Source organism: Pseudoalteromonas sp. MMG013 (genome assembly GCF_018100885.1).
Taxonomy (GTDB): Bacteria; Pseudomonadota; Gammaproteobacteria; order Enterobacterales; family Alteromonadaceae; genus Pseudoalteromonas; species Pseudoalteromonas aurantia.
Genome location: NZ_JAGJEE010000026.1, coordinates 1 through 14,260 on the forward strand (window position 1 = coordinate 1; position 14,260 = coordinate 14,260).

At 39.9% G+C, this 14,260-nt stretch carries 5 protein-coding genes; all 5 read right to left on the reverse strand.

Annotated elements, in window-relative coordinates; all coding sequences use genetic code 11:
* The coding region (locus J8L98_RS18660) for a non-ribosomal peptide synthetase (RefSeq protein WP_210997681.1) at positions 1–3,394 on the reverse strand (3,394 nt) is incomplete at its 3' end.
* A gap of 1,689 nt (positions 3,395–5,083) precedes the next feature.
* Positions 5,084–6,082: a TauD/TfdA family dioxygenase gene (locus J8L98_RS18665; protein WP_210997682.1), complete on the reverse strand. Its 999-nt coding sequence runs from the start codon at positions 6,080–6,082 to the stop codon at positions 5,084–5,086.
* 201 nt (positions 6,083–6,283) lie between these two features.
* Positions 6,284–9,787, reverse strand: coding sequence for a non-ribosomal peptide synthetase (locus tag J8L98_RS18670; protein ID WP_210997683.1), 3,504 nt, complete (start codon positions 9,785–9,787; stop codon positions 6,284–6,286).
* Positions 9,784–12,816, reverse strand: coding sequence for an amino acid adenylation domain-containing protein (locus J8L98_RS18675; RefSeq protein WP_210997684.1), 3,033 nt, complete (start codon positions 12,814–12,816; stop codon positions 9,784–9,786). Before J8L98_RS18675 ends, J8L98_RS18670 begins: the two co-directional genes overlap by 4 nt.
* 233 nt (positions 12,817–13,049) lie before the next feature.
* Entirely contained in the window at positions 13,050–14,084 is a 1,035-nt protein-coding gene (locus J8L98_RS18680) for a hypothetical protein (protein WP_210997685.1), read from the reverse strand.
* Positions 14,085–14,260 lie beyond the last annotated feature (176 nt).

The following is a 14,260-nucleotide window of genomic DNA, read 5'->3' on the forward strand; positions in this document are numbered from 1 at the left end:
CCAATGTCTGTGCCAATGCGGCCAAATTTGGGGCATCAAAAATCACTTGTACCGGTAATTCAACTGCAAAGCGCTGACGTATTTTTGCCATCAAACGAATACTCAATAATGAGTGACCCCCTAACGCATAAAAGTTTGCCGTGCTGCTAATACCTGTCGCTTCAATGCCTAATAACTCAGACCAAATCTCAACCAGCCCTAATTCAGTCTCTGTTTGCGGGGCAACATACTCTGTTTCTAAAGTCTGACTCTCGATCGCTGGTAAAGCCTTCCTATCTACCTTACCATTCGATGTAAGTGGCCATTCACTTACAACCACAATTAGACTCGGCACCATATGCTCTGGTACAGCACGACCCAGTGACGCTTTTATATCCGCTACAAAGGTACCCTTATCATCTTCTAGTCGCGTATCTGTTGGTTTGACATAGCCTATCAACTGCATTGACCCCGCTACCTCCTTGGCCAACACCAATGCAGAATCAACCAAAGGCGCATTCCCTAACTGATGCTCTATTTCTCCTAACTCTATACGTAGCCCACGGATCTTCACTTGATGGTCGATTCGACCTTGATATTCTATTTCACCATCTTCTCTAACGCGTGCTAAGTCACCTGTTTTATACAATCGCGGTGAACTATGTGGCAAACCCGCTTCTAAATAAGGGTTATCAATAAACCGCTCTGCGGTTAAGGTCGGCTGATTTAAATAACCTCGCGCCAATCCATCCCCTCCGATATGCAGCTCTCCTATCGCACCCTGTGGCACCACATTTAAATGCGGATCTAACACCATCAACTGAATATTATCTATGGCTTTTCCTATCGGAACACCACGACTAATGTCACCCGCACAATCCCAATAGCTCACATCTATCGCCGCTTCCGTCGGACCATATAAATTATGTAACTCAGCCGTCGGTAAGTTGTCTCTAAATGCCTTTACATGACCCTGTTGTAGCGCTTCACCACTACAAAAAACTTGTTTCACACTGCCACTATTTTTAAACTCGTTATGCTCTAAAATAACCCCTAACATCGAAGGCACAAAGTGCATTTTTGTGATCCCTTGAGATTGGATCAAATCACACAAATACTCTGGGTCTTTATGGCCATCGGGTTTAGCCACCACAAGCTGCCCACCATATGCCAATGTCCACACAAACTCCCACACCGACACATCAAAGCTGTAAGGGGTTTTTTGCAGCACTTTATCATCCGCAGTCATCCCATACTTATTGTGCATCCAGTGGATCCGATTAAACAATGCTTGGTGCTCTACCATCACACCTTTAGGCTGCCCTGTTGAACCTGATGTATAAATCACATAAGCCAAATTCCGCGATAACACCTCTGAGTTCTTGTCATTGTCCGCCGATACATGCTCAAAGAGTGTTTTATCATCTAATGCAACAAGCTCACCAGTAAAACCCCCTAGTTGCTGCGCGGTATCGCCTTGGGTTAATACCACGGATAATTCTGCATCCTCTAGCATGTAGTTCAAACGCGCCTGTGGGTAACTTGGGTCTAATGGCACATATGCGCCGCCGGCCTTCAAAATACCTAAAATTCCTATCACCATTTCCAGCGAGCGTTCCACACACAAGCCTACCAAACTGTCTGACCCAATAGCATGATGTTCCCGTAGGTAATGCGCCACTTTATTTGATTGCTCGTTCAACTGCTTATACGTCAGCATTTTATCTGCAAAGACCACCGCAACCTTATCTGGTTGCTGTTGGGCTTGCTGCTCAAATAAGGTATGAATACAGGCTGTTTTATCGTACGCCACTGATGTCTCATTTAATGTATGAGTCAAGTGGTAAACTTCCTCTTGCGCCAACATAGGTAAAGAATGAATGGCATACTCAGGCTGTGCTTGCAATGTGCTTAATGTAGATAACAGTGTACATAAATGCTGATTTAGCTGGGTAATATGGGCATGCGTAAACAAACTGGTATCATATTCCCATGTTAAGCCCAGCCCCATATCACTGAGACTCATATCAATGTCTAAATCATATTTAGCGCGAATAAAGTCACTCTGGTAGGTTTGTAACTCAACATGAGGCAATTGAAATGACTTTGTGCTGCTGTCATCGTGAATACCATAATCACTATTGGTGGTCATGACTATCTGGAATAAAGGGCCGTGTAATGAACTACGGGGGATATTTAAACGTTCGACAAGCTTCTCAAAAGGCACATCCTGATTTGATTGCGCATCTAAGTGTACTTGCCTGATATGCGACAAGTATGCGCTCAGCGTATCATGATTGGTATTTGCTCTGAGCACCAATGTATTGGCAAAAAACCCAATCAAAGGGTTTGTCTCTGACTGTAACCGGCTTGCAACTGGGGTACCAATAACAATATCAGAGCTGTTACTGTGCCGAGCCAACAATAATGAAAGCGCACCATGTAATAACATAAAAGGGGTCAATTGATGTGCTTTTGCTAGCGCTTGTAATTGGGTTGCAATATGCGCTGATAACTGCCCTTGCACAATCGCTACATTACGCTCTTTTTCATTTGAACGGGCTTTATCTAAAGGCAGAGTATGCTCTGCGGGTACATCCGCTAATTGTTGCTCCCAATAATTGAGCTGCTTTTCAAGTACTCCCCCTTCTAAATAGGTTCTTTGCCACTGTGCATAATCACTATATTGAATATCTAACGGGGCCAATCCACTTTCTAGGCCTTCGCTATAAGCATGGTAGAGGGTAAAAAACTCTTTTAGAAGTACTTCCATTGACCAACCATCGGAAGCGATGTGGTGCATATTCAGCAGTAGTACACCTGACTCTGGGGTCTGTTTGATATACCCGACACGAAGCATCACGTCTTGTTTTAAGTTAAATACCTGACGGGTCAATCGGGTCGCTTGTTCTGCTACTTCTGACGTTAACGTCTCACCTGTGAGATGGGTTAAATCTACCTGTGTAATCTTGAAATCAACATCAGACATCGCTCGAACGACCTGATATGTCTCTCCTTGCACTTCCCGATATACCGTGCGCAGTACTTCATGACGTTCAATGATGGTGCTAAACACTCGGGTTAATAAGGGGAGGTCCAACTCTCCCGACACCTCAAAAGCGATGGGCATATTATATTCTGTTGTGCCCTCTTGAAGGTTATCAATGAACCATAGTCGTTGCTGTGAATACGATAACGGGATGTTCACTTCGTGAGTGGGATGCTTAATTATCTTTTTATATCCGTTGGTATTTATATAATAAACAATGTGTTCTTTGTGCTGTTTTATCCGTTGGATCAGTGCGGGGTCTGGCTGCTCACTGTCAAAGCCTACCTTTAATTGATCATTATCAACTACTTCAAATGAGAATAGCGCCTCTGAACACTCCGCTATCAAGTCTTTAATATTTTCCACTGAAACTCTACCCTTAATATTTAAAATAGCCCTATTCTTAATGACGGTTACCCACACTGCGAACAAAACTTAATCGTGATATTACATCTATAATAATGTGTTGTGACGCTCATCCTATCCGTTGCGATATGTCGCAGCTGCCACGTAAATTCCAATAACTAAAAAAATAATGAGCATGCTTTTAAGTCTTCTCGGCTAAAGCTTAACTTGCTCATTTACCCTCTTTCAATTTCTCATACCCATAAATTAATGTGAACTGTTGTAATAACATCGACTAAACAAAGCTTCACAAAAGCAATAATGCCAAAATACGCACAACTGTTGCCTAGTTTCGATTTTTGTACGTTCTTATTCTATTCAATAAACAACAACCACTGTATAGGAACCTAGCATTTAACTGATATCTAATTGCATCAACTTATGACTCACCTTATGGCACTCTTATGGTCGCTTTAGTCGTGTTTGAATAAATTATAAATCACCGATATTTATATTTAACGCCCTTGACGACAATAAACATTGCTTTTTTACTTCTCAAAATATCATCAATTTTTGATAACAATCCTATTAGACATGATCCCCTTACGTACAACATCAAGATATAGTTTGGGTTAGCATGATTTTTTATCTGCTCTTCGCACCAATAGTGTTTACCCGATAAACCAATAGCAAAAGTCATCCATTGGACTAAGATTCTACACAATTGCGTAGGAAACAATATTGACATTAAAGCGAGTACTTCTTAGTTTACCGCTAATTTAATTTAAAAAGCAATACCCTTTTGAAGCTGATGTGAGGTGATATTACCAAGACGTGGGTTCATTTATAGCGTAAGCAGGCGATTTTTAAATATGGCCTGCTCCAATCATTCACGTTACGCTAACCGGATTACCTCTTGCCAGCCATGATTTTTCATCAACTTAGTTGCATGTAAATTGTGCTTTTTATCTATATAGTCAATATTGTGCTTTGCTGTTTCTTTTCTCACCATCTTTATAATGTGGATAGTGAATAGATTCGAAACTATCCATTAATTGGCACTTGCAACTATAACTCCTCAAGCACTGAAATACTCACCACATAGCGCTCTCAAAGGCAAAACACCAATGGAAAAGTATTTCATGGTCTCGAATAAAACTCCTTTCTCAGATGAAATTTTAGACCGCTATAATGTTAAAAATGAAAGGGGTTGAGATCCCAATTACAAACACAATTTAGAGGTCGCCAGATTGAAACGAACTCTATAAATCACACTTATAATTCTACGCAAGATCTATGCTAAATTAGGTGGAGTTACATTATCCTTAGTCTCTAGAATAACCTTATTTTTAATGGAGGTTACCTGTGTAATGTACTGCCATAACAGGTAACCTTTTGTGTAAAGCAAACTATGACATGTATGCCACTGTTATGATTAATTGCTTAAATAGCAGATAATACAACACTGTGAACAGCTCAGTTCACCGCTCACTTTACTCATGCTAAATAACCTCAGCTCTGGATAAGCGAATTTGCCCAATAAAGCTATTTTTCTCATTCTCGGCGTTACTTTCATTTGTAATAGCCTGCTATTACTGCATAAAAGCGCCTTGATATTGAACAAAATATCATCATTGGATTGTACGTAAGTTTGTTTTCAAAACATTTTCTATTCCAAAACCCTTATCTAAACCTGAGGTTAAATAAGACTTAATTTACAAATAATGTTGAGCTTACTTTTTTATTTTTCGCTTTCCACCAGCTCTCAACAATTAAAGTTCGTAAAAGCCATCGATCTTCACCATTAAATTTCGGCTCATAAGCATTACGGGAATGTACAACTCTGCGATTATCAAAAATGAGTAAGTCTCCCTCAGCCAAAGATAACGAGATGCAATTTTTAACAATCGACTCTTTGACAGCAGCCATTGCATCTTTAGACTCATTGCTACATGCCTCCATGTAGGCTGGATCGTAAATTATCTCAGGATCGGAGGTGCCATCCAACACTTGAACTTTACTGCTTTGCAATTCGCCATCATTAATAAACGTCAAATCTTCCCAAATTAAATAGTCAAATTTGCTCAGTTGCCGCTCGTCACTATCAGATAAATTAAGATGACGCGCAGGCATCAAGTACGTCTGTACCTTGTGATCTTCTCTTAAACAAAGCAACGACACATAATCTGCTTTCATCTCATGAAAACCATCTTCTACATGCCATTCAAGAAACACACTATTCGTCCCAACTTGTTTCTTAGAATCTTGTTTTATAGGAAAAACATCATCCACTAAACCACTGGTTATTTTATCTTTAAAGTTGTACAAGTAGCCTAGAGAGACCGATACAACCGATTGTAACAACGCAGCAAAATCACGTTCTCGGCTAATTACATCATGTTTTTTAGGTGGGGTAGGACACAGACCAGCTTGTAGAGGCAAGTTTTTTAACAGCAAATAGCTATTCGTATTACCTTTGAACTTAAACTCCAGTAATTTCTTTTTAATTCTCTCTGGAAATTTAGTCCATGTCTCTAAATAGCTATACATAATCTCTGCACCATCGTCTGATTCAACAGACTGATGTTCACCAATAATCTTTTCTATTTTCTTTTTTTCAAGCTCTGATAAAACCAAAACGACACTGGTGCTTAACGTGTCACTGTCGCTCATATTAATTATAGAGCTACACTCTTTTCTCAATTCCATATTTCCCTCCTAAGACAAATACATGTCCCGTTAAAAGTTGTCTGTGCCTGAAATCAAATAGCGCATGCTACACATCTACCAACAACCGCAAAGCCTCGTTGGCTTTTTCTTTGGTAGCCTAAAACCGTATTGCTCAATCAAAGCAATACGGTTAAAGACAATATTTTTTAACCTGCGATTAGAGGCACCTATACATTATTTTTATATCACTATTGAATTCTTGCTTTCAGACACCGTTGGTACGACTGCGGGTTCGGTTAACGCTTGCAATTCAATAACCTTCTCAGCAATATGCTGAATTGTCGGGTTACCAAATACGTCTTTAATAGACACACTCACACCATATTCACTATCAATAGAGGCGATTAATCGACTAATTAACAAAGAATGGCCCCCCAACTCGAAAAAGTTTGCTGTGATACTGATCGTAGTGGCGTCTAGGTTAAGTAATTGTGCCCAAATATCGGCTAAATTACGTTCCATATCCGTTGTGGGTGCACTATATTCATCCTGCGACAAATCTGGATCTGGGAGTGCTTTCTTATCTATTTTTCCATTTGACGTCAGTGGCCAAGTATCCACCACAATAATCGCACCAGGCACCATGTAATCTGGCAAGTTGGCTTTTAGTGATGCTTTAGTACGTGTAACAATATCTAACTGAGTGCTGTGTTCAAATTCACCATCTAGTTTAATATACCCTACCAGCTGTTTACCCGTTGATGACTCTTTGGCCATCACCAGTGCAGTATCAATATCAGTCAATCCGATTAACTGTGACTCCACCTCACCCAACTCTATTCTAAAACCCCGAATTTTAACTTGGTCATCTGCACGGCCAATAAACTCTAAATTACCATCAGGCAAATAACGGACGAGATCTCCCGTGCAATATAAGACATTTCCAGTGAGATCTTGGCTCTGATTTTGTACGAACTTTTCATTCGTCAGTGCCGTGTTATTATAATACCCCATCGCTAACCCATCACCTGCCACATACAGCGTCCCAGAGACACCTTGCGGTGCTAACTGCAAATTATCATCTAATACATAAAGTGACGTATTTGGAAACGGTGTACCCAATGGCATTGAGTGCATGTTAGTTTGCGCCATATCCTGATAATTCGCTTTATAGTAACTCGTATCGATGACGGTTTCCGTTTGTCCATATAAATTGTAAACGTTTGTTTTTTCATCAATGACTTGCGTGAGTAATGCTAAATCTTCTTTTTTCCATGCTTCACACCCAATCGATATATGCTGAAAGCTCGTTAATCGGGTTTTATTCTCCAATAAGTGACTAGTCAGCACTCTAATAACACTTGGCACAAAATCACCGTAGCTCACTTGGTGATGCTCTATCAGTCCATGAAGATCACTCGGAGATATCAGCGTTTGGTACGAACAAATAACCAGCTTGCCACCATTACTACATAGCGCCTTAACAATATCGCCCAACAAAATATCGACCGATAAACCAGCCATTTGTAACACTGTGAGCGGCTTCTTATCAATTTCGAATATCTCATCCCACCCTACTTTCCGCGCAATTAAGGCTTTATGCTGAACCATAATCCCTTTTGGTTTACCAGTTGTTCCTGACGTGTAAATTACGTACACCAAGTTTTCAGACGTTAAGCTTATTGATGCCTTATCAATGTTATCAATTGAATACTCGGTAAAAATAGACTCGCCATCGACCTCCTGATCCAGTATCAGCAGCTTACCCTCAACGCTAGACAATTTATCTGTCAAATGAGCCTGAGTTAGTACAACCTCCGGTGTTGTATCCTCTAGAATATCATTGAGTCGCGACTGGGGGTGTGTAGGATCAAGTGGCACATAAGCCCCCCCAGCTTTTAAAATACCCAGTATACTTATCACCATTTCCAATGAGCGCTCCACACATAACCCCACCAATGTATCAGGCTTTACACCATGATTTATCTGTAAGAAGTGAGCAATTTGGTTGGCTTTTTCATTGAGTTGTTTATAAGTGAGTGATTCATTCTCAAAGGTCAGTGCAACGCCCTCTGGGGTTTTTGCGACTTGCTCTTCAAATAACTCATGAATACACTGTTCATTAGGGTACTCTAATTGCGTACTATTGAGCGTATGGACAAGATGATGAACTTCTTCTTGAGGTAAAATTGGCACAGTATGAGGTGCTTGCTCTGCCTGAACGTCCATATGGCTGAGATTATTTAACAATTCACACAAATGCGTGTTCAACTGAGCTATGTGAGACTCTGAGAACAAGCTCACATCGTAGATCCAATTTAAGCTCACACCTTGCTCATTAATACTCACATTCAGCTCTAAATCGAACTTAGACTGAATAAGGTCTGATTGATGCGCCTGTAATTCGACATTTGGTAATTGAAAACACTGGGCATTGCTATCACTATTAACACCAAAATCACTGTTCGTCGTGAGCATGATTTGAAATAGCGGACTGTGTTCTGTGCTTCTTGGTACCTTTAAGCGCTCTACCAATTGTTCAAATGGCACATCCTGATTTGACTGAGCATCCAAATTCACCAATCGAATATGTTCGAAAAAACGAGAGAGCGTCTCATGATGCGTGTTAGTGCGCAGCACAAGTGTATTAACAAATAAGCCGATCATCGGCTCTAGCTCAGCTTGAAGGCGATTTGCTATTGGTGTACCAATCACAATATCAGCGCTATTACTGTGTCTGGCCAATAGCAATGACAAGGCGCTATGCACAAGCATGAAAGGTGTTAAATTATGATTTTTAGCCAATTCTAACAAACCTTGCGCAAGGTTACTTGAAAGCTCATGTGTAACAATGGCACCGATATGTTGCTTTGTTTTGGGTCGCGGATAATCACACGGTAATGAGTGTATCATTGGCGCGTCATGAAGTTGCTTTTCCCAATAATTTAACTGTTTATCTAACACCTCCCCCTCTAAATATTCTTTTTGCCAATAAGTATAATCTGCGTACTGAATATCCAGTGGTGGTAATGGGTTTTCCTGCCCTTCACTATACACATGATATAAGGTAAGAAATTCTTTGATCAATACTTCCGTAGACCATCCATCCGATGCAATATGATGCATATTGAACAATAGTACACCTGAATCAGATGCTTTTTTCACATAGCTGACGCGCAACATTAAATCTTCTTTTAGATTAAATGGCTGGTCCATATCATGACTTATCATGGCGTTCACTGCGACAGTAAGCGCGTCATCGCTCAAATGAGTGCAGTCTTCTACTTTAATCTCAAAATCAATGTCAGATACATCACGAATATATTGATGTGCACGTCCGGCTTCAGCAACGTACACAGTACGTAGCACTTCATGACGTTCTAAAATGGTGGTAAATACACGCGACAATATCGATAGATCCAGCTGACCTTTTACTTCAAAAGCGACCGGCATATTGTACTCTGCCGATCCCCCTTGCAAGCTATCTATGAACCAAAGTCTTTGTTGTGCATAGGACGTGATTATTGAATCTCCAACTTGTGCCGGCCTTGCTTTTAACTGCGGTGCGCCCGACGTGGCGTATTCTTCTAACAATTCAACAATGTCACTTTTCATGGCCACTATTTGTGCTTTAATCGTATTATCCATCGCGCCGGGAGGCGCTTTAAAAGCTAACTTACCTTTTTCTAAATAAAGTATAATGCCCTTACTATTGGCCTCTTTCAATAAATCTACAACATTCATAATAATCCTCCCTCCATCTCACTTACTTCGCTATCGTGTGTTGCATTTAGTAAGATCATTGGTTCTAAATACGCTGCCAATTCGGCAATTGTTTTATTTTGAAATAACACTCGGACGCTAATATTGACCTCAAATTGCTCTTGGATACGATTAAGTACTTTCATCGCCAACAATGAGTGCCCCCCAATGTTGAAAAAGTCATGAGATGTCCCTATCGTCATCGACGTATCCAATAGCTCTTGCCAAATAGCAACCAACTTAGTTTCCACATCCGTTGATGGCATCACATAATCCGCACTTGTGTAATTTAAAGCCAATGTCACCAACGCTTTCGAATCCAGCTTACCATTTGATAAATAGCTAAACTCTTCTAGTTCGATCAATTGGGTTGGTACCATATATTCAGGTAACGCGCCTTTCAATTTCAGGATGATCTCTTGCTCAGACACCTTGGCACCAATGTAAAACAGAGACAAACTATTACCGACCACCTTACATTGTGCTTGTTCCGACAAACCATTATTGATGACAAACATGGATACTTCCTCAGGTTCAATCCTAAATCCATTCAGTTTCACCTGATCATCAAGTCGCTCCAGATACATTAAGTTACCATCGGCTAAAATTTGTACATGATCACCGGTTTTATAGAACTTGGTAGACGCTAAATCACAGTACTCAAGCGCAGCAGCAGTGAGTTCATCTTGTCCATAATAGCCAGAAAATACCGAGTCTCCACTAATTTGTAGCTCACCCGATTCACCAATCTCTGCAACCTGGCCACCTTCCGTTATTACTCGGCAGCTCAGGTTATTAATTGGATACCCAATTGGCACAAAGTCAGTCTGTAAACGCTCATCAAAGCGCCAAAAGAGTGCATCAATACAGCACTCTGAAGGCCCATATAAATTTACAACGTCACAATTGAATGCATTCTTTGCATTGAATGCTGTTATGGTTCTTAACGCTTCCCCCCCACAGAAAATAGTGTCTAAGTGATATGTCTGTGATTCAGAGTTTGATTCTATTAACAAGTCTAATAATGAAGGCACAATCTGCATGCGCGTAATATGCTGTTCAGTCAAAGTCTGTTTAAATAATGCCTGATCATAATTGATTGCCTGTGGCGCTATTACCATGGTTGCACCAACCATTAGCGGACTCCAAAACTCCCAAATAGAGGCATCAAAGCTTGCTGACGTTCTTTGTAAAAAGCGGTCTTGAGAGTTAAACTTGAACTCTTCGTTTATCCAAGTCATATGGTTAAGTAGCGCTTTGTGGCTAATGCTAACCCCTTTCGCTTTACCCGTCGAACCAGATGTAAATAAAATATAAGCTAAGTCATCTGGTGCAATCTTAATCGCAGGCGCTGTAGTATCATATTCATGCAAATCCAACTCAGCATAATTAATCGAGTGACACCCCTCAACCATCACATCCCCTTGACAAATCAGAGAGCTGGCCTGTGCATCTTGTATCATAGCGCTGATACGCTGTGCAGGAAGATCAATGTCAACCGGGACATAGGCGGCCCCTGTTTTCATAATGCCCAGCATCGCAATAACAAATTCAATAGAGCGCGTAAGGCATAGCGCAATGACATCACCATGACCTATACCTGCGGCGATCAAACAGTTCGCCAATCGATTTGCATCGTCATTAATGTCAGCAAACGTATGCTTTTTGCCATCAATTTGTATTACAGAACCACCCTTTGTGTCTGCAATGTTGGTAAACTGATCCAATACTGAATGACAACTCGCTGCGACGGTGTCACCCCGGCCTTGATAAGCATGCTGCTCCTGAGTACGTACCTCACCAATGTGCTTTATTAAATCAGCTTTACAACTTGCTACAAAATATGCCATTGCCTGTTCATCCATATAACCTGTGTCATATGTAAACTGTAATCGGCTATTTTTCCCCTGATTAATAAAGATAAATTGTATTTTTAACGCTTCCGATAGACTAATAATTTGTTCAACATCACAGTGCGACGCTGACGATCTTTCAATACTATCAAAAATGAAACTAAACCCTGAAGTTTCATGGTCGTGACTTTTAATAAAGCATTCACCATAATCAACGCCCTGCTCACTTAATGCTTGCTCCTGTTTAATTGCGGTATCAAACACTCCATCCATGTCAGGAAATAAAGGCACTGTTCGACTTAACGGTCCGATAGCATCGGCAAGATCACAGTCTGCACGACTATCAAATACTCTTGATAGCACCGCGTCTGATGAGTATCTTTTTAGTGTGTGCCTCAAACTAGCACAAATCACTTCTGCAATACTCACTTGATGTGTAAATGCATAACTCGCAATGGGATCATACAGGTCATCTAGCGCCATCGTAGCAAACGCATACACACTTTCTGTCGCCTGAACATAACGTTGTAACGACAGCTTTTGCTCTAACGCTCGCTCACTTTTATCTCGAGACCAAAATTTACGGGCATCTAATAATTCTTCATCTAGTAGGAAATCACCTAACCAAGGTGCCAAATCTTCATATTGAATGACCTCGTCATGTAATCGCCCTTGTGCATCCTGAAGGCGGCCGTTACCTGCATCAATTAAAGATTCAGCCAAATAATTCAGTGAGAAAACATCAGTGTTCAACCCCATAACTTCAAGGTGAAACCAACATGAATCGACCATTTCTGCCACGACAACTCGTATCCACGGTACAGTTACACTGCTAATTGACGGTGTTTTTGACTCTTTTTTCTTTTGCTCAGTGACCTCATCTTCATTCAGACCGTGCCAATTCACAGTAGAAAAATGAATTGGTATATCGGTGGCAACGTGCTGCCATAACGCCCCCAATTCATCGGTTTCATAATGTGTGCGGAGGATGTCGAAACACCCGACCAACTGATGTAAGTACGCTTCAATACTCTGAGCATTTAGCATACCAGGGTAGACAGCACTAATAGCGGCAGTATTTAATTGTTCTTTATTCGTATTCTTTAGCTGATTCCAATGCGCTCGTTGGATCGGAGACGCCAGCACTTTATTATTCATTGATTATTCCTTGTTTTTCCGGTTGATGAACAACCAAAAAATATTCATGTGTGTTTATCTAATTATCAACAAAGAACTCACGACACTTGTAAAAGCATCAATTTAATTTTAGGGAAAGTGATATTTATTGTAAAAATAAGCCTAGCTATATTTAACTTTAATATTATTAAATAATAAATTTATAAGAAGCTAGCTCTCTCTTAGTAACATCTTTGTTGCTCTAATTTATCTTCCTACAAAAAGCCCATTTCCATTTCTTCTTGCTGGGCATTGTCTGGTTCAGGAGCATAAGCACCTGTATCCGCAAGATGCTGCATTTCTTGGGCAATTTCACTTAATACAATATTGATATTATCTAGCTTTTCTTGATTTTTTCGTAATTCAACTTGCTCACCGACAATGCTAAAATCAAGATACTTTTTAAAAGAAGTAAAATCCTTGTATTGTGCATAACAACCTGCAAATAAACCTTCCCACCCAGCAAAAGGAGGTGGATATCTGAATTTATCATGCTCTTTAAAACCAAATTTAGGATTAGTAATAATTACTTTAACCGCAATGCCTATTCGTTCAAATTGAGATGGTCCTGACGAATGAAATTGATTGGCCCTGAAAATATAAGCATCACCCAATGAAGGTTTAACAACACAACTTGTTTTCATGTCACTTTTAGATAGTGTAGAGATTTTTCCTTTTGCATCATAATATAAAAAGCTTTCGTTTAAAGTACGCATGTCCAACGACGTAAACTCTTGAGCAACACTTAAGTAATCTGGCGATTGTGTTTCTCCATCAATTAAAAAGTTACTTTTCGGAAATGAATCTTCATCGTACAAACTCGGTACATCTTCCGCGGTCATTACTTCAAATAAAGGCTTTTCATCTAATTTTTCTAAGGCTTTTTGACGATACAATGGTATCCATAAGTTATAACAAGGCCCCATCCATTGATCAATTGAATCAATATGCCATTGGTACTTGTTCTCTTTGTTTAACTCTGAAACCGGTCTAACCGCTGAATTTTCTAAGTTTACTGGTGCAACAAAATCATTTACATAAGCAATATCACTGCGACTTAAACCAGGATGAAGATCCTTTAAACCATCGATCACAATATCCAAAAACTCATCAGAATTCGACTCAATAAACTTCCTATTTACATAGTGGAGTTGATCATAAAAACAGTCTTTTTTTTCAATACCTGTAATTGTAGAGTGTACTAGTCCCAGTAAAAGCCTATTAGGAATAGGTTTATCTAATTTCAACATAAATGCTGCACCTTTAAATACCGTAAGTTTAAATCAATAATTACATAATAAAAAATTGAGAAGTGAAAATCACTCCTCAAACAAATCCGTAATACAAATTAGAAAACAACACTAACAAACTAAGACAAGTGGGATTATCTTTCTTGAAAGTATATTCATCGCATTTATTTTATATT